General features: G+C 72.5%; 15 protein-coding genes. 5 read left to right on the forward strand and 10 right to left on the reverse strand.

The window, feature by feature from the left end:
- Positions 1-49 precede the first annotated feature (49 nt).
- Complete coding sequence (locus ACQPZ4_RS38570) at positions 50-2,407, forward strand: ricin-type beta-trefoil lectin domain protein (RefSeq protein ID WP_433047411.1); 2,358 nt, start codon at positions 50-52, stop codon at positions 2,405-2,407.
- Positions 2,408-2,411: 4 nt separating this feature from the next.
- Here ACQPZ4_RS38570 and ACQPZ4_RS38575 read toward each other — a convergent pair whose 3' ends face one another.
- A complete protein-coding gene (locus ACQPZ4_RS38575) occupies positions 2,412-3,179 on the reverse strand; it encodes an alpha/beta fold hydrolase (RefSeq protein WP_433047414.1) in 768 nt (255 codons plus the stop codon).
- Between the two features lie 47 nt (positions 3,180-3,226).
- Here ACQPZ4_RS38575 and ACQPZ4_RS38580 point away from each other — a divergent pair, with 47 nt between their 5' ends.
- Complete coding sequence (locus ACQPZ4_RS38580) at positions 3,227-3,877, forward strand: TetR/AcrR family transcriptional regulator (RefSeq protein ID WP_433047417.1); 651 nt, start codon at positions 3,227-3,229, stop codon at positions 3,875-3,877.
- Here ACQPZ4_RS38580 and ACQPZ4_RS38585 read toward each other — a convergent pair.
- Positions 3,874-4,974, reverse strand: coding sequence for a ricin-type beta-trefoil lectin domain protein (locus ACQPZ4_RS38585; protein WP_433047420.1), 1,101 nt, complete (start codon positions 4,972-4,974; stop codon positions 3,874-3,876). The two genes, ACQPZ4_RS38580 and ACQPZ4_RS38585, sit on opposite strands and share 4 nt — an antisense overlap.
- A 253-nt stretch (positions 4,975-5,227) precedes the next feature.
- On the opposite strand from ACQPZ4_RS38585, the gene ACQPZ4_RS38590 reads away from it, so the two are divergent.
- On the forward strand, positions 5,228-5,980 hold the full coding sequence (locus ACQPZ4_RS38590) for an ROK family protein (RefSeq protein WP_433047423.1): 753 nt from the start codon (positions 5,228-5,230) through the stop codon (positions 5,978-5,980).
- On the opposite strand, the gene ACQPZ4_RS38595 is transcribed toward ACQPZ4_RS38590, so the two are convergent.
- On the reverse strand, positions 5,977-6,930 hold the full coding sequence (locus tag ACQPZ4_RS38595; protein ID WP_433047426.1) for a helix-turn-helix transcriptional regulator: 954 nt from the start codon (positions 6,928-6,930) through the stop codon (positions 5,977-5,979). The two genes, ACQPZ4_RS38590 and ACQPZ4_RS38595, sit on opposite strands and share 4 nt — an antisense overlap.
- A 57-nt stretch (positions 6,931-6,987) precedes the next feature.
- Here ACQPZ4_RS38595 and ACQPZ4_RS38600 point away from each other — a divergent pair, with 57 nt between their 5' ends.
- Positions 6,988-7,662, forward strand: a complete 675-nt coding sequence (locus ACQPZ4_RS38600) for an esterase/lipase family protein (RefSeq protein WP_433047428.1) — start codon at positions 6,988-6,990, stop codon at positions 7,660-7,662.
- Here ACQPZ4_RS38600 and ACQPZ4_RS38605 read toward each other — a convergent pair.
- Positions 7,659-8,471: a hypothetical protein gene (locus ACQPZ4_RS38605; protein WP_433047430.1), complete on the reverse strand. Its 813-nt coding sequence runs from the start codon at positions 8,469-8,471 to the stop codon at positions 7,659-7,661. The two genes, ACQPZ4_RS38600 and ACQPZ4_RS38605, sit on opposite strands and share 4 nt — an antisense overlap.
- A 168-nt stretch (positions 8,472-8,639) precedes the next feature.
- Here ACQPZ4_RS38605 and ACQPZ4_RS38610 point away from each other — a divergent pair, with 168 nt between their 5' ends.
- Positions 8,640-9,707, forward strand: coding sequence for a cellulose binding domain-containing protein (locus ACQPZ4_RS38610; RefSeq protein ID WP_433047433.1), 1,068 nt, complete (start codon positions 8,640-8,642; stop codon positions 9,705-9,707).
- Here the strand turns inward: ACQPZ4_RS38610 and ACQPZ4_RS38615 are convergent.
- From ACQPZ4_RS38615 to ACQPZ4_RS38640, 6 genes are all read right to left on the reverse strand, one after another.
- The gene (locus ACQPZ4_RS38615; protein ID WP_433047436.1) at positions 9,704-12,319 is read right to left on the reverse strand and encodes a putative bifunctional diguanylate cyclase/phosphodiesterase; all 2,616 of its coding nucleotides are present in this window, start codon (positions 12,317-12,319) and stop codon (positions 9,704-9,706) included. The genes ACQPZ4_RS38610 and ACQPZ4_RS38615 overlap by 4 nt on opposite strands.
- 73 nt (positions 12,320-12,392) lie before the next feature.
- Entirely contained in the window at positions 12,393-14,678 is a 2,286-nt protein-coding gene (locus ACQPZ4_RS38620; protein WP_433047439.1) for an FtsX-like permease family protein, read from the reverse strand.
- 4 nt (positions 14,679-14,682) lie between these two features.
- Positions 14,683-15,408, reverse strand: coding sequence for an ABC transporter ATP-binding protein (locus tag ACQPZ4_RS38625; RefSeq protein ID WP_433047442.1), 726 nt, complete (start codon positions 15,406-15,408; stop codon positions 14,683-14,685).
- Positions 15,409-15,488: 80 nt separating this feature from the next.
- Positions 15,489-15,911 carry a TOBE domain-containing protein gene (locus ACQPZ4_RS38630; RefSeq protein WP_433047445.1) on the reverse strand — a complete coding sequence of 141 codons (423 nt, stop codon included), beginning with the start codon at positions 15,909-15,911 and terminating at the stop codon, positions 15,489-15,491.
- 10 nt (positions 15,912-15,921) lie between these two features.
- Positions 15,922-16,347: a hypothetical protein gene (locus tag ACQPZ4_RS38635; RefSeq protein WP_433047448.1), complete on the reverse strand. Its 426-nt coding sequence runs from the start codon at positions 16,345-16,347 to the stop codon at positions 15,922-15,924.
- A 56-nt stretch (positions 16,348-16,403) separates the two neighbouring features.
- Complete coding sequence (locus tag ACQPZ4_RS38640; RefSeq protein WP_433047451.1) at positions 16,404-16,709, reverse strand: STAS domain-containing protein; 306 nt, start codon at positions 16,707-16,709, stop codon at positions 16,404-16,406.
- Positions 16,710-17,022 lie beyond the last annotated feature (313 nt).

Here is a 17,022-nt window from a genome sequence, read left to right on the forward strand (position 1 = left end):
TATGTGGGAATCTGGGCGTGGTTCACCCCACCGCCATGGAGGACCGCACATGAAGGCTCGTCTTGCCCTGCTCGCCGCCGGCTGTCTCGTGGCCGCCCAGCTCGTCAGCATGGGGCCCGCCGCCGCCGCTACCACCGTCACGATCAACGGGACCGCCGCCGGGCGCACGTTCGACGGGGTCGGCGCCATCTCCGGGGGCGGCGGCAACAGCCGGCTGCTCTTCGACTACCCGGAGCCCCAGCGCAGCCAGATTCTCGACTACCTGTTCAAGCCCGGCTACGGGGCCGCCATGCAGATGATGAAGGTCGAGGTCGGTGGCGACACCAACTCGACCAGCGGGGCCGAGCCCAGCCACAAGCACACCGCGAGCGATCTCAACTGCAACCGCGGCTACGAGTGGTGGATGGCCGAGCAGGCCCGGGCGCGCAATCCGCAGATCAAGCTCTACGCGCTCGCCTGGGGCGCGCCCGGCTGGATCGGCAACGGGAACTTCTGGTCCGACGACATGATCAACTATTACATCAGCTTCCTCGACTGCGCGAAGAACAGCCACGGGCTGACGTTCGACTACATCGGGGGGTGGAACGAGCGCGGGTACGACAAGGGCTGGTACGAGCGGCTCAAGTCCGCGCTCAACAGCCGCGGGTACGCGAACGTCAAGGTGGTCGCCGACGACACCAGCTGGGACCCGGCCAACGACGTCGTCAGCGATCCGGCCTTCGCGGCCGCCGTGGACGTGCTGGGCTCGCACTACGTGTGCGGGTACCGGGGCGCCCAGACGAACTGTCCCAGCAGTACCAACGCGATCAACAGCGGGAAGAAGGTCTGGGCCAGCGAGAACGGCTCCGACGACTACAACCTGGGGGCCGTCGCGCTGGCGCGGGGGATCAACCGCGGCTACCTCGACGGGAAGATGACCGCCTACCTCAACTGGCCGGTGATCGCGGCGATCACGCCGAACATCCCGTTCCCGACGATGGGCGTGGCGCTGGCCGCGCAGCCGTGGTCCGGCAACTACTCGATCGGCAAGAACACCTGGGTCATGGCGCACACCACGCAGTTCACCGCCCCGGGCTGGCGCTACCTCGACTCGGCCTCGGGCTACCTGGGCGGCAACCGCGCCAACGGCAGCTACGTGACCATGCGCGACCCGAACAGCGGCAACTACAGCGTCGTCGTCGAGACGCTGGACGCCACCGCCGCGCAGCCGTTCACCGCGACCGTCACCGGCGGGCTGTCCACCGGGCCGGTGCACGTCTGGTCGTCGCTGCTGTCCAGCGGCAACCAGGCGGACTACTTCGCGCACACCGGCGACGTGACCCCGTCCGGCGGCACGTACACGGTGACGCTCCAGCCCGGCCGGGTGTACACGCTGAGCACCACGACCGGGCAGGGCAAGGGCACGGCCACCGCCCCGGCCGCCGGAACCCTCGCGCTGCCGTACTCCGACAACTTCAACGGCTACGCGATCGGCCGCGAGGCCAAGTACCTGGCCGACATGCAGGGCGCGTTCGAGATCGCCCAGTGCGGCGGGACCACCTGCGTGCGGCAGATGTCGCCGCGGGCCCCGATCACCTGGGACGACCTCAGCGACCCCTACGCGCTGCTGGGCGACCTGAGCTGGAGCAACTACAAGGTCTCGACCGACGTGCTGCTGGAACAGGCCGGATACGTCGAGGTCATCGGCCGGGCGGGCACCCAGCACGCGTTCGGGCCGGCCGGGCTCAACGCCTACTACCTGCGGATGTCCAACACCGGCGCCTGGAGCATCCTCCGCAACGATGTCAACAACGCCATGACGACCCTTCGCTCCGGTACCGTCTCCGCCCCCGGCACCGGAACCTGGCACAACATCGCGCTGACCTTCTCGGGCACCACGCTCACCGCCCAGATCGACGGCGCGACGGTGGCGACGCTGACCGACGCTTCGTGGTACACGGGCCAGGTCGGCATCGGCACCAGCCAGGGCGAGACCGCGCAGTTCGACAACCTGTCGGTCACCGCGGTGTCCGGGCCGCCCCCGCCGGTCAGCGGCCAGCTCGTCTCCGCGCAGTCCGGGCGCTGCCTCGACGTGCCCGGCCAGACCCAGACCAACGGCACCCAGGTCGAGATCTGGGACTGCAACGGCGGCGCCAACCAGCAGTGGACCCAGGTCTCCGGGGCCCTGCGGGTGTACGCCAACAAGTGCCTCGACGTGCTGAACAACCAGACGGCGGCCGGCTCCGCGGTAGGCATCTGGGACTGCAACGGCGGGGCGAACCAGCAGTGGACCGTCGGCGCCGACGGCACCATCAAGGGCGTCCAGTCCGGCCTGTGCCTCGACGTGACCGGCCAGATCACCGCCAACGGCACCCTGGTGGAGCTCTGGACCTGCAACGGCGGCGCCAACCAGCGCTGGTCGCGCTAGACCGCTACTGCGCCCGGGCCTCCTCGGGGGCCCGGGCCAGGAAGTCGGCCACCAGGTCGGCGAAGCGCGGGCGGCCCAGGCACGGCTCGTTGTGGCTCGCGCCGCGCACGACGGCCGTGCGCGCATCCGGCATGACCGCGGCCAGCTTCGCGTTCATCGCGCGGTAGTACTTCCCGCTGCGCCCGCCGGCGGCCAGCAGGGTCCGCGCCGTGATGCCCGCGTACTCCGAGGCCGGCCCCGCGGTCGCCGCGACCTCCTCGGTCTCCAGCATCGTCCCCGGCAGCAGCTCGCCCATCATCCGGCCGACCGGCGTCTTCAGGAACAGCCTGGTGACGGCCACCCGCAGGCCGAACGACAGGCTGTTGAGCTGCAGGCCGCCACTCATCACGGCCAGCGCCCGCGGGATGTCGCCCGCGTCGATGTAGGCCCGCATCCGCGGGATGAAGTCCACCGGGAACGTGCCGTCGACGTTCACGGCCCCGTCGTACACCACGATGTTGTCCAGCGGCAGCTCCAGCGCGGCCCGCAGCACGACCAGGCCGCCGTAGCTGTGCCCGAGCACGTTGCGCGCGCCGGTGCGCTCCAGCACCGCGGCCAGGTCGGCGACCTCGTCGTCGACCGTGTACCCCGGCGCCCGGGGCCCCGCGTCCGCCCGCCCGCGCCGGTCGTACAGGTGCACCTTGACCCGGCCGGCCAGGCGCCGCGCGAGCGGCTGGTAGTACTTCGCGGTGATCGCCCCGCCGTGCACGACCACCAGTTCCATCGGCTCCATGGCCCCTCCCGTATCTGCGAACGCTGTTTGCAGTTTACAGTAGTGGAGTGGGGGACAGCCAGTCGATATTCCAGCGGCCGCCGCGGGGCACCCGGGGACCGGCGCCGGCGCACAGCCGCGACGAGATCGTGTCGGTCGCGATCGGGCTCGCCGACGCCGACGGGCTCGGGGCGGTCTCGATGCGCGCGGTCGCCGCGAAGCTGGGCACCGGGGCCGGATCCCTCTACCGGTACCTCTCCTCGCGCGACGACCTGCTCGACCTCATGGCCGACGCGGCGATCGGGGCCATCGCGCCGTACCCGGAGGTGGACGGCCCGATCGACGCGCTGGTCGCCCTGGCCCGCAGACAGCTGACCGTCTACAAGCGACACGCGTGGCTGCCCGAGGTGGTCCAGCAGACCAAGGGCTTCGGCCCCAACGCCCTCGCGTACTTCGACCACTGCATCGGCGTGCTGGCCCCGGTCCGCTGCCCGGTGACGGCCAAGTTCGAGGCGGTCGCGATGATCACCGGCGTGGTGGTCCTGTTCGCCCGGCCGCAGCCCGAGGGCCTCGGCTTCGCCGCGATCGACTTCACGCGGTACCAGAACCTGGCCGCGGCCATCCAGGAGGCGTCCTCCGGGGCGCTGAAGGCCCCGGAGGACGTGCCGGACCTGTTCGAACGCGCGCTGCGCAGTCTCCTGTCCGGCCTTTTGAGCTAGCGCCGGGCCCACTTCTGGGCGCCGGTGCCGTTGCAGTCGTACAGCTGCACGATGGTGCCGTTCGCCGTGCCGCTCGCGTTCACGTCGATGCACTTGCCCGAGCCCGCGCCGACGATCGTGCCGTCGGTGTTGAAGGTGAACTTCTGCGCGGTGGTGCCGTTGCAGTCCCAGATCTGCACCTTGGTGCCGTTGGCGGTCCCGTTGGCGTTGATGTCGAGGCACTTGTTGCCGTACAGCCGCAGCTCCCCCGCCGCCGTGCGCGTCCACGACTGGTTGGTGCCGCCGTGGCAGTCCCACAGGATGAGCTGGGTGCCGTTGGCGGTGCCGGCCCCGGAGGCGTCCAGGCACCGGCCGGACTGCGGGTTCGTCACGCCGCCCGCGGCGCCGACCGGGGGCACCCCGCCGCCCTGGAGACTGGCCGGGAAGGCCTGCAGCGCGGAGTACCAGCGGGCGCCCATCTTGTCGTAGCCGCCGGCGTTCGGGTGCACGCCGTCGGCCAGGTCGGCGGTGGTGATGGCCGAGTGCATGTCGACCAGGTGGGTCTTCGAGCCCTTCTGCGCCACGATGCCGGGGATCGTCGCGTTGTACGACTGCACCCGCGACTCCAGCGTGGCGTCGCTCTCCGGGGTGATCTGGGCGACGAACAGCTCGACGTTCGGGTCGTTGGCCCGGATCTTGTCGATCAGCGCGGACAGCCGCGCGGGCGCGTTGGCGATGTCGTAGTTCTGGTTCATGTCGTTGGTGCCGATGTGCAGCAGGATCGTGCGCGGCGCGTACGCCCGCAGCCAGCCGACGATGTTCGCGTCGAGCTGGTCGATCCGCCAGCCGGAGTGGCCCTCGTGGTCGTGGTCGCCCAGGTTCGACGGCCCGTTGAAGCCGGAGCCGACGAAGTCCGTGGTGATGCCGCCGGCCGCGAGGCGCTGCCAGAGGTTGATGCGGTAGCCGCCGGGCACGTTGAACCCGTCGGTGATCGAGTCGCCCAGCGGCATGATCTTCACGCCGCCGTTCGACTCGGCGTAGGCGGGCGCGGCGGCGGCGCCCAGTGCGGCGGCCACCATCGCCGCGGCGAGGCCGATGGTGGTGAGAATACGTCGCATGCCTGTAGGCCCTCCCTGAAGGAATGGCCTGCACGCCGCCCTGGCGGAGGCGGCGTGCAGGGGTCTGAAGGGGGTTTTCAGCGCATTGATTCTCAGCGATGTCAGACGATTCTTGGACCGAAGCCACATGATCGGCGCGACGAGCGGGTCGGCCGCTGCGCCGAGCGGTCACCCATGTGCGAAAACCAGTGATCACCATTGCAATTTGGACGTCGGAGCGGCGGTCGGCGGCCGCTCGGAGCACAATCCACCGGTGGGAAACACGCTGACGATCGACTGTGGCGGCGGCGGCCTGAAGGCGGCCGTGGTCGACGACTCCGACGCGTTGGCGGGCGGCCCGATCCGGGTCGCGACGCCGTACCCGTTCCCGCCCGAGCGCTTCATCCGCGCCATGCTCGACATCGAGGCGCAGCTCCCGCCGGCCGACCGGGTGACCGTCGGCCTGCCCGGCATGATCCGCCACGGCCGGGTGGTGGCGACCCCGCACTACGTGAACCGGGCCGGGCCGCACACCCCGGTCGACCCCGAGCTGTTCAAGGCCTGGACCGGCTACGACGCCCGCGCGGCGCTGAACCGGGCGTTCGGCAAGCCGGTGCTGGTGCTCAACGACGCCGAGGTGCACGGGGCCGCCCTGGTGGTGGGCACCGGCCTGGAGCTCGTCATCACGCTCGGGACCGGGCTCGGCAACGCGCTGTTCGACGACGGGGTGCTGGCCCCGCACCTGGAGCTGTCGCACGGGCCGATCCGGCGCAAGAAGACCTACGACACGTACATCGGCGAGATCCAGCGCCGGGAACTGGGCAATGCCCGCTGGTCGCGGCGGGTGCGGCGGATGGTCGACGGGCTGCGCCCGGTGTTCCGCTGGGACCGCCTCTACATCGGCGGCGGCAACGCGGCCCTCATCGACGCCGAGCAGGTCGCCAAGCTGGGCGACGACGTCACGATCGTGCCCAACACCGCGGGCGTCACCGGCGGCGCGCGAGCCTGGAAGCTGATCGGCGCTTAGTCCCGGCTCAGCTCCAGGAGGCGCTCGCCGAGCCGGGCCACCTCGGTGCGCAGCTCGCCGGGGCGCGCGATGGTGAAGTCCCAGCCCAGACCGGCCAGCATCCGGGCCATGCCGTCGAGCCGCTCGGCCCGGCACAGCAGCCGGGTGCCGTTTGCAACCGCCGCGGTTGTACCGACCGATGCCGGCACCCGCCGCCGCACGTCCTCGATCGGGGCGTGCAACACCACCTCGACCTCGTGCCGATAGGGCACCGCGGCCAGCGCGCCGACGACGTGCCCGGCGGCGTCGAAGGACTCGGGCGGCTCGAAGCGGTCCTCCCCCACCGTCACCGCCCCGATGCGGTCCAGCCGCAGCGTGCGCAGTTCGCCGCTGCGGTGGTCGAGGCCCGTGGCGTACCAGCGGCCGGCGTGGAAGACGACGCCGTACGGGTCGAAGTCGCGCCGGGTCTCCTCGCCGCGCCACGAGCGGTACACGAGGGAAAGGCGGCGGCGATCGCGGACCGCTTCGCCGACCGCGAGCAGGTGCCGCACGTCGAAGAGGCTCCCGGCCCTCGCGGGCTGGGTGAAGCCGAGGGTCGCCCGCACCGCCTGGACCCGGTCGCGCAGGGCGGACGGCAGCATCCGCTCGATCTTGGCCAGCGCCGAGGCCCGCGCGGACGCGCCGACGCCGAGCCCGAGCTGGTCGGCGGCGAGCAGCCCGAGGACCACGGCCACGGCCTCGTCGTCGCCCAGCATGAGCGGCGGGAGGCGGAAGCCGGGGGCGAGCCGGTACCCGCCGTACCGTCCCCGCTCCGCCGACACCGGCAGCCCGAGATCGGCCAGGGCGGCGGCATAGCGGCGCACCGTCCGCTCGTCGATCCCGAGCCGCTCGGCCAGCTGCGGCCCGGTCAGCCCGGGCTGCGCCTGGAGCACCTCCAGCAGCGCGAGCACCCGGCCGGTCGACTGTGACACGGGTCACCATCCTTATCAGGGCGGAAAGTGCCCTGATTCGAGATTAGCGTCAGGCCCATGACGAACTTCATCCTGGTTCCCGGCATGTGGCTCGGCGCGTGGGCGTGGGACGCGGTGGCCGAACCCCTGCGCGCGGCCGGGCACGACGTGACCGCGGTGACGCTGGGCGGCCTGGCCGAGCGGGCGGGCGAGCCGGCGACCCTGGACTCGCACATCGACGACATCGTGGCCGCGGCCGGCGACCGGGGCGCGGTCACGCTCGTCGGGCACAGCTACGGCGGCCTCCCGGTGCGCGGCGCGGTCGAGCGCCTCGGGGACCGGGTGACCCGGGTCGCCTACGTCGACAGCGGCCCGGTCCCGGACGGCACCGCCCAGGCCGACTTCAGCGGCCTGGCCGAGGTGGACGTCCCGCCGCCCTCGTTCGACCCGGCCGACGACCCGCAGCAGTTCGCCGGGCTGGAGGGGCGCTCGGCCGAGCTGCGGGCCCGCAGCACCCCGCACCCGAAGGAAAGCGTCAACGGGCGGCTCCGGCTGCTCAAGGCCGAGCAGCCGCCGACCGAGCTGGTCGTCAGCACGTTCGCCAAGGCCGACGCGGAGCAGATGATCGCGGCCGGCCACCCGTTCTTCGCCGGCCTGGACCGCCGCGACTACCGGGTCCACGCGCTGCCGACCGGGCACTGGCCGATGTTCAGCCGCCCGGCCGACCTCGCTTCGCTGCTCGCCGCGCTCTAGACGCGCTTGTAGACGGTCCCGGCGTTCGCGTCGGTCAGGGACTTCGCGGTCCACTGGTTCGAGCCGCACTCGTACGGCTGCGGGTTGTTGTGCGGCTCGACCGTCTCCGGATCGGTGGCCTTGCCGTCGACCGCGACCGTCATCTTCACCGTGCTGCCGGTCGAGGTGAACAGGATCTCGTGGTCGGCCGTCTTCAGGTCCCACTGGTTGGCGCCGGTGAACGTGGCGTCGACCTTGTGCCCGTCGGCGGTCTGCCCGCTGTACTTCGTCTGGCTGAAGTCCTCGACGCCCTTGCCGTCGACGGTGATCTTCCAGGTCCGGCCGCCGCCGCTGAGGTTGACCTGGCCCAGCGGCTTGCCGCCGACGGTCACGTCGCTCAGGTCGAACAGCGCGCTGTACTGCGACTGCTTCCAGTTCCCGATCAGGCACGAGTCCACCGGCCCGACCTGCGCATTTGTCGTGGCCGCGGGCGACGGGGCCGCCGTGGCCGGTACCGACGCGACCGGCGGCTCGTCGGCGGAACTTCGGACCAGCACCACCACGACCACGGCGACCGCCACCACAGCGAGCACGGCCAGGCTGGCGATGAGCGCGATCAGCCCGCTGCTCCGCCGCGGCGGCTGCGGCGGCTGGACCGGCGCGGGCTGGTAGGCGGGCTGCTGCGGGTACGCCTGCTGCTGCGGCGGCGCGGAGTACGGCTGGGCGTAGGGCACCGCCGAGTACGGCTGTTGCGGGGAGTACTGACCCGTGTACTCCTCGCCCACCGGCGAAACCTCGTAATGCTCGTACGGCTGACCCGGTTGCGACACGATTCCTCCCCCGTTGTCACTCTTCCGGGATCGAGGATGTCACAACCACGAATGTAAGCTTCACCGCCCGCCGCAGGTCCCCGGCCTGACGGCGCCCAACGCATTGAGCTCCGTCGAAGCGCTTGCTTCAATCCGCCCCGACGGCACACGGGCCGAAGGGAGCGCACCATGCGCTGGCGGTTGATGTCCACGGTAACGGCGGTCCTGGCGCTGCTGGCCGCCTCGGTCGCGCTCGCCCTGCCCAGCCGGGCGGCGGCCGCCCCGGTGCGGATCATGCCCCTGGGCGACTCGATCACCGGCTCGCCGGGCTGCTGGCGGGCCCTGCTCTGGCAGCAGTTGCAGGCCGGCGGGTACACGAACATCGACTTCGTCGGGACGCAGGCGCCGCAGGGCTGCTCGGTGCCGTACGACGGGGACGGCGAGGGCCACGGCGGCGCCCTGGTGACCGCGGTGGCCGACCAGAACCAGCTCGTCGGCTGGCTCGCCGCGACCCACCCGGACGTGGTGCTCATGCACTTCGGGACCAACGACGTGTGGAGCAACCGGAGCACCGACACGATCCTCGCCGCGTACTCCAAGCTCGTCGACCAGATGCGCGCCAGCAACGCCTCGATGCGCATCCTGGTGGCCCAGATCATCCCCATGAACCCGTCGACGTGCCCGGAGTGCGCGCAGCGGGTGGTGGCACTGAACGCGGCCATCCCGGGCTGGGCGGCCGGCAAGACCACGGCGGCCTCGCCGATCGCGGTGGTGGACCAGTGGACCGGCTTCAACACCGCGACCGACACCGGCGACGGCGTGCACCCCAACGACGCCGGCAACCAGAAGATGGCCGCCCGCTGGTATCCGGCGCTTTCCAAAGTCCTCGGGAACACCACCCCCACGAGCCCGTCCGCGTCCGCATCCAGGTCGCCGTCGGCATCGCCGTCGTCTGCGGCCGGTGGGTGCAGTGCCACCTACAAGGTGACCAACCAGTGGCCGGGCGGCTTCCAGGCCGACATCACGGTGCGCAACGCCGGCCCCGTGGCGATCAAGGGCTGGACCCTGAAGTGGAGCTTCACCGGCGGCGAGACGGTCAACCAGGCCTGGAACGCCACGGTGACCCAGTCCGGAGCCGCGGTGACCGCGACCAACGTCAACTGGAACGGCGCCCTGGCCCCCGGCGCCACGGCGACCTTCGGGCTCATCGGCAACGGCACGGGCGGTACACCCGCGGTGACCTGCACAGCCGCTTAGGAGACCAGAGCGAAGCCACCCCGGGCCAGGAGGTCCGCGAACTCCCGCTCCGGCACCGGGCGGGAGAAGTGGAACCCCTGGCCGATCGGGCAGCCCAGGCGCGCCAGCTCGCGGGCCTGGGCGGCGTCCTCGATGCCCTCGGCGACGACCTGCAGGTCGAGCGCCTGGGCCAGGTCGAGGATCGCGCGGGCCAGGGCCGAGTGCTCGGGCCCGCGCGCCACGCCGTCGACGAACGGCTTGGGGATCTTCAGGATGTCGATCGGGAAGGTGTGCAGGCGGGACAGCGAGGAGTACCCGGTGCCGAAGTCGTCGACGGCCAGCCGCACGCCGAGGGCCTTGAGCTCGGCCAGCCGGCTCGCGGCCACCTCGGCGTCCTCGCTCAGCAGCGACTCGGTGATCTCCAGGGTCAGCTGCTCCGGGTCGAGGCCGCTGTGCAGGAGGGTCTGCTGGACGTACAAGGTGACGGCCGGGTCCTGCACCTGCCGCGGTGACAGGTTGACGCTGATCTTCGGGCGGGCCCCGTCGACCGGCCAGTTCGCGGCGGTGCGGCAGGCGGCGCCGAGCACCTCGTAGCCGAGCGGCAGGATGAGGCCGGTCTCCTCGGCGAGCGGGATGAACCGGTCCGGCGGGATGAGGCCCCGCTCCGGGTGCGGCCAGCGGACCAGCGCCTCCGCCCCGGTGATGGTGCCGTCGCGGAGGTCGACGAACGGCTGGTAGTACACGAGAAGCTCATGACGCTCGATGGCGCCGCGCAGGTCCTCGGCCAGGTCCAGCTTCTCCAGGAGCCCGGCCTGCATGCTCGGGGCGAAGTAGGCGTAGCGGTTGCGCCCCTGCCGCTTGGCCATGTGCATCGCGACGTCGGCGTTGCGCAGGAGCTCGTCGGCGTCCGGCGGGCGGTCCGGGTCGGGCAGCGCGATGCCGACGCTGGCCTGGGGCTGGATCTCGCGGCCGCCCACGCTGATCGGGCGGCGCATGGTGGTCAGCACGCGCTCGGCCACCCGCGCGGCCTCGGCGGCGTCGTCGAGGTGCTCCAGCAGCATCGCGAACTCGTCGCCCCCGAGCCGCGCCGCGGTGTCGGCCGAGCGCAGGCACGAGCGGAGCCGGTCCGCCGTGGTGCGCAGCAGCGCGTCGCCGGCCGCGCGGCCGAGCGAGTCGTTGATGGTCTTGAAGTCGTCGAGGTCGACGATCAGCAGGGCGATGTGCCGGTACGGCGTGCCGCGCCGTTCCAGCGCGTGATGGATGCGGTCGGCGAGCAGCGCCCGGTTCGCCAGCCCCGTCAGCCCGTCGTGGAACGCCTGGTGCGTGAGCTGCTCCTCGAGGGCCTTGCGCTCGGTGATGTCCCGGGTGGTGAAGAGGTACCCGCTCCCGTCGCCGTCGTCGACCGCCCGCCCGATCGTCTCGGTGAGCACGAACCCGCCGTCGGCGCGGCGCAGGCGGCACTCGACCGGGCCGACGTGGCCGTTGGGCTGCCGGGTGGCCAGCAGGAGCCGCACGCGGTCGCGGTCGTCGGCGTGCACCAGGTCGGTGAGCGGGCGGCCGAGCACCGCGGCCGGCTCCACGCCGAGCAGGGAGTGGATGGAGGGCGTGACGTACTGGATGACGCCGTCGGGCCGGCAGATCGACAGCAGGTCGGTGACCTGCTCGGTGAGGCGCTGGAAGCGGCCCTCGGCGCGCTGGCGCTGCCCCTCCCGCAGCACGGTGACCACGTCGGCCAGCCGGACCAGGACGAGCACGAACAGCGCGCAGGAGGCGGTCAGGAACACGGCCAGCTCGGTCGTGGCGGCCGACTTGACGGTGATGACCACCGGAATGAGCAGCGCGGCCACCGCCAGCAGCACCGCCACGCGCCCGCTGGACAGCCGGGGCGGGCCGGGCGGCAGTGGCTCGTCGACGGTGCGCATGTCGGGGTGCAGGGCCGAGCAGCCCGCGGCCAGGTAGAACCCGATCCAGACCACGTCGACCCAGCTGCCGGCGTGAAACTCCCCGCGCAGCGACTGCCACGTGAACACGGCATCCGCGGCGAGCAGGCAGGCCAGTCCGAAGAACAGGAGCCGCATGGGTGTACCGCGGGTGGTGCCGCGCCCGCCGCTCAGCCGCGCCATGACCGCGAGCACGAGGACGTCGCCGAACGGGTACGAGAGGGCCACGACCCGCTCGGCCGTGCTGCTGGTGGCGCTGGCCAGGTACGGCTCGATGAGGAACACCCAGGTCAGCAGCGCCCCGCCGACGGTCACGATGGTGCCGTCGATCAGCGCCGCCCGGTCCCCGCCGGGGCTCTGCCGGCGCACCAGGATGGCCAGCGCGCCGGCCAGGCACGGGTACAGCACGAGGTAGAACACGTCCGCCAGCCCCGGCCCGGGCGCGTCGCGGCCGTGCACGAGCTGGGGCCAGTAGAACAGCCCCTCGCCGACCGAGTACGACACCAGCCCGGCCGCCGCGAGCCACCAGGGCAGCGGGCGCGGCGGCCGGTGCACGGCGATCCCGGCGGCGATGGCCACCGCCGAGGACAGGGCGATGGCCACCCAGATCAGGGTGCGCAGCGGCGAGTCGGGCGTCAGGAAGTACACGACGCCCAGGACCACGCCGATGGCGGCGTACGCGCGCAGCAGCACTCGACTCCCTCCGGTGTCACCCGGGAGCCCAATCGGCCACTTCGTACGCCGCTTTACGGTTTCGCCCGGTGCGTCACTCGCGGATGGCGGCCATGCGGGCCGCCGGCGTGCGCAGGGCGAGCGCGGCGGGGATCAGGGCCGCCACGAGGGCCACGGCGGCGCAGACGCCCGCGACCGTCAGCACCGGCGTCCACGGCACCACGAGGACCGGGTCCGCTCCGCCGGCGGTGTGCAGGTGCGGGACCATGGCCAGCAGCATCACGCCCGCCACGAGCCAGGCCAGGATCACGCCCGCCGCCGACGCCAGCAGCGCCTCCAGCCCCACCATGCCCAGCACCTGCCGGGGCGTGGTGCCGGCCAGCCGCAGCACGGCGAGGTCGCGGGACCGGTCGGCGGTGGCCATGACGAGCGTGTTGGCGATGGCGATCGTGGTGTACAGCAGCGCCATGCCGAGCACCGTGAGCAGCGCCAGGTCGTTCATCCGGCGCTGGTCGGCCTCCAGGGCGGCGAAGTACTCGGGCGCGCTGAGCACGGTGCCCTCCACCCCCGCGGCCGGGCCGGTCAGGAAGACGGCGTCCGGGTGGCCGGGGCCGAGCGACCACGGCAGCAGCACCGAGTCGTCCAGGTCGAACGCCGGTTCCAGCACGCCGGCCACGCGCAGGTGCACCGGGGTGGAGTCGTCGAGCCAGAAGTCCGCGGTGCCGCCCGCGCGCCAGTGCATCGATGCGGCGAGCCCGTGCCCGACGACGACGGTCCCCTCGGCCGGCTCCGTGCCCACCCGCATCACGCGGCCGAGGCCGGGCCCGGCGAAGAGGGCGTCGAACGGCTCGGCGTACTCGTCCTGGTCGATGTACACCGTCCCGTGCGCGACCGGCACCCCACCGGCCGGCGTGGTGACCGGGTCGATCAGCACTCCGGTCGCGGTGAGCCGCGCGGCGCTCGCGTCGGCCTCGGCCCGCCAGATGGTGGCCGTGGCGGCCAGGGTACTCGCCGCGATGCCCGCCGTGAGCAGGATCGGCGCGACCGTGGACGCCGTGCGCCGCACCGCGGTCAGGGCGCCGTCGCGGGCCAGGGCCGCCGTCACGCCCGGGAGGAGCCTGCCCGTGAGCCAGGCGGCGCCGGGGGCCAGCAGCGGCGCGAACAGGGCGATGCCGGTGATGGCGAGTTGGGCGTCGAGCAGTACCAGCGCGATGGCTTCGGGCCCTTCGACGGGAACCCAGATCAGCATGGCCGCGGTGCCGGCCAGGAACGCCAGCCCGAACACCCAGCGCCCGGCGGTCATCACGCGCGGCTCGACCGAGGCCTCCCGCAGCGCCTCGATCGGCCGGACCCGCCCGGCCCGCCGCGCCGCGACCGCCGCGCCGATGACGGCTACGAGCAGCCCGGCCCCGAACGCGGCCAGCAGCGGCCACCACACGAACCCGGCGGTGAAGCCGCTCGGCGCGAACCCGTTGCGGGCCATGGAGTGCGCGAACGGCGGCGCGGCGAGCAGCCCGGCCGCGCACCCGGCGAGCCCGGCCACCACGCCGACGACGATCGCCTCGCCGAGCACCAGCCGGCGCACCTGGCGCGGGGTGGCCCCGGCCGCCCGCAGCAGCGCGAGCTCCCGCCGCCGCTGCGCCACCGCGAACGCGAACGTGCCGGCGACCACGAACACCGCGACGAACGCGGCCACGCCGGCCGTGGTGCCCATCAGCGAGGCGGCCACCGCGAGCAGGTCGCCGTCCGCGTCCGGCTCGGCCTCGGCGCGCGCGTCGCCGGTCAGCACCCGCGGCCCTTCGCCGACCGCCTTGCGCACGTCGGCGGCGCTCATGCCCCGCACGGCGATCGCGTCGATCCGCCCGCCGCTGAGCTCCTCGGCCGCGCGGTCGGTGAGGTAGACCGCCGCCGGCCCGGGCACGGTGCCCGCGACCGCGAAGGTCCGCCCGAGGATGGTGATCTCCCCCGTCCGCGGCCCCGCCACGACCACCTGGTCGTCCTGCTTCGGACCGGCGTCCGCGGGCAGCCCGTGCAGCGCCGCGGCCGACCACGGGTGGGCGTTGCCGGGCAGCCACCGGTCGACGACCGCGCCGGGCAGCCGCGCCGCGAGGTCGGCGGGCAGCGGGCGGGAGCGGTTGGTGGAGGTGCCGGCCGTGTACTCGTCCTCGGTCCCGGGATCGACGACGACCTCGATGCTGTTCTGCCCGGCGACGACGACGTCGGCGGTGTCGTACCAGACGGGTTCGCGGCCGCCCCCGACACTGGAGGCGAGCGTGAGCCCGGTGGTGGCCAGCAGCGCCACCCCGAGCGCGAGCGCGATGAAGGTCCCGGCGAACGAGGCCCAGCGGGCCCGGACGGTCTGCAGCGAGATCCCGAGCACGGCCCTACACCCCCGCCGTCTCGAGGTCCGTCATGCGCTCGGCCACGGCCTGCGGCGTCGGCCCGGTCATCTCGGCCACCACCCGCCCGTCGGCCAGGAACACCACCCGGTCGGCGTGCGCGGCCGCGAACGGGTCGTGGGTCACCATCACGACGGTCTGCCCCTGGCCGTCCACCATGGACCGCAGCAGCCCGAGCACCTCGCGCCCGGTCCGCGAGTCGAGCGCCCCGGTCGGCTCGTCGGCGAAGAGCACGTCCGGCCGCGTGATGATGGCCCGCGCGATGGCGACCCGCTGCTGCTGCCCGCCGGACAGCTCGGCCGGCCGGTGCCGCGCCCGATCGGCCAGCCCGACGGCGGCGAGCACGGCCCGCACGTCCTTCTTGGCCGGCCGCTTCCCGGCGAGCCGCAACGGCAGCGCCACGTTCTGCTCGGCGCTGAGCGACGACAGCAGATTGAACGCCTGAAAGACGAACCCGATCCGCTCCCGCCGCAGCAGCGTCAGCCCGGTCTCGTTGAGCGAGCCCAGGTCGACCCCGGCCACGTGTACCGCCCCGGCGCTGGGCCGCTCCAGCCCGGCCGCGGCCTGCAGGAGCGTCGACTTGCCCGACCCGGACGGCCCCATGACCGCCGTAAATGTCCCACGCGCGAACCCCAGCGTCACGCCGTCCAGCGCGACGACGCTGCCGAACCGCTTCTGCACCCCGACAAGCGACACGACGTCTTCGGTCATGCCCTCCATCTCACCGGGATCGACCGCCCGTCTCACGCCCGCCGGCTGGCGTCCTCGTGGTGGGGCTGTCCCCACCACGGTCAGGTCAGGGCAATGCTGACCTCGGTCGATTTGATGAGCGCGATGGCGTCGAGCCCGGGTTCGAGCCCGAGGTCCTCGGCCGCGTCCTTGGTGATGGCCGCCGTGACGGTGTCCCCGCCGGCCGTCGCGAGCTGCACGGTGGTCATGACGGCCCCGTGCTCGACCTCGGTGATCCGCCCGGGCAGCCGGTTGCGAATGCTCATCCGGGGCAGCTCCCCGAGCCCGATGGCCACCTCGGTGGACTTCACGAGCGCGACGACCCGCTGCCCGCTCGAAAGCCCCAGCTCCCGAACCGACTCGAGGGTGATGGCCGCGGTGATCTCCAGCCCACCCCCGAGTGCGACCCGGACCGTACCCATGACCTCGCCGGCCTCGACTGCCACGACCTCACCGGCCAGCCGGTTGCGAATACTCAGACGCACCCTTGCGACCCTACGCCGGGTACACCTTCCACGGGCTGGTCTTGAGCCCGCCCCGGGAGTCGATGCCGGTCTTGAGCCGCTCGCTCGTCTCGTGCGAGATGCCCGGCGACTCGTAGGTCGGCACCTCGACGGCGGTGGCGGTGAACTGCTCGCTGTCCGTGCCCGAGTAGTCGATCCGCACGACGGTGGGGCCCTGGACGGTTTCCAGCAGCAGGAACACGTGCCCCGGCCCGGAGATCGGCGGCGTCCGGCGGCCCAGGTCGATGCAGCTGTTGACCTCGCCGAACGGGGAGGTCTTGGCGAACAGCGAGCAGGCCTGCCGCTCCTGGTCGGCCAGGAACGAGGAGCGCTGGGGGAACCCCACGGCGAACGCGCCGCCGCCACACACCAGCACCACCGCCGCCGCGGTCGTCACCGTCCACCCGAGTCGATTCATGCCGACATTGTTAGCAGATGTCAGGCGGTCCGCGACGGCCCGGGAGCGGCCGCATTTCAGGCGGCCGGCGCGAGCAGTCCTCCCGTCGGGTCGGCCGCGCCCAGGAGGACCTCCACGGGCACGTCCAGGTCGTCGGCGGCGTCGATGGTGGCCAGGATCGCGCCGACCACGCGCGGGTCGAGGCGGGTCGCCCCCCGCAGGTCGATGACGATCGGGTCCGGCCGGTGGCGCAGGGCCTCGACCAGGCTGTGCTGTGCGTGGGCGGCCCAGGACGCGTCGATCTCGCCCTGGAAGAGGATCGCGACGGCGGGGCTGGGGTCATGGCGGAGTGTGACGGCGACCGGTGAACTCTCGTGCGGCACGTGCTGCCTCCGAGGGTGTCGGTGAATGAGTTGCACCCGAAGCCACCGTAACGAAGTTTCCCCATCAATGTGAACAGGTAACTTTGTGCCTGTTATGGTAGCGCTCCCACAGAAGCCACCTGGCCAGCGGGAATCGTCAGACAACACCACCAGCGACTGTTACATTACGCCGTGATGAAAGGTCCCCCGTTCGGCGTAAGTAAGTGACCGATCGACGCTCGGTAGCGCCCTAAGGTTCCATCGGCAACCTCTACGTACCAGCACTACCGTCCCTGGACGACATGCGTGCGCCGCCCCGCCGGATGGAGTCGCC

It is taken from the genome of Dactylosporangium sp. CS-033363 (assembly GCF_050942475.1).
In the GTDB taxonomy this organism is placed as follows: domain Bacteria; phylum Actinomycetota; class Actinomycetes; order Mycobacteriales; family Micromonosporaceae; genus Dactylosporangium.

Excerpts from the sequence above, each read along its gene's own strand:
- ACQPZ4_RS38585 (WP_433047420.1), bottom strand. The coding sequence starts at position 4,974 with ATGCGACGTATTCTCACCACCATCGGCCTCGCCGCGGCGATGGTGGCC.
- ACQPZ4_RS38625 (WP_433047442.1), bottom strand. The coding sequence starts at position 15,408 with ATGACCGAAGACGTCGTGTCGCTTGTCGGGGTGCAGAAGCGGTTCGGC.
- ACQPZ4_RS38635 (WP_433047448.1), bottom strand. The coding sequence starts at position 16,347 with ATGAATCGACTCGGGTGGACGGTGACGACCGCGGCGGCGGTGGTGCTG.
- ACQPZ4_RS38575 (WP_433047414.1), bottom strand. The coding sequence starts at position 3,179 with ATGGAGCCGATGGAACTGGTGGTCGTGCACGGCGGGGCGATCACCGCG.
- ACQPZ4_RS38610 (WP_433047433.1), top strand. The coding sequence starts at position 8,640 with ATGCGCTGGCGGTTGATGTCCACGGTAACGGCGGTCCTGGCGCTGCTG.
- ACQPZ4_RS38570 (WP_433047411.1), top strand. The coding sequence starts at position 50 with ATGAAGGCTCGTCTTGCCCTGCTCGCCGCCGGCTGTCTCGTGGCCGCC.
- ACQPZ4_RS38600 (WP_433047428.1), top strand. The coding sequence starts at position 6,988 with ATGACGAACTTCATCCTGGTTCCCGGCATGTGGCTCGGCGCGTGGGCG.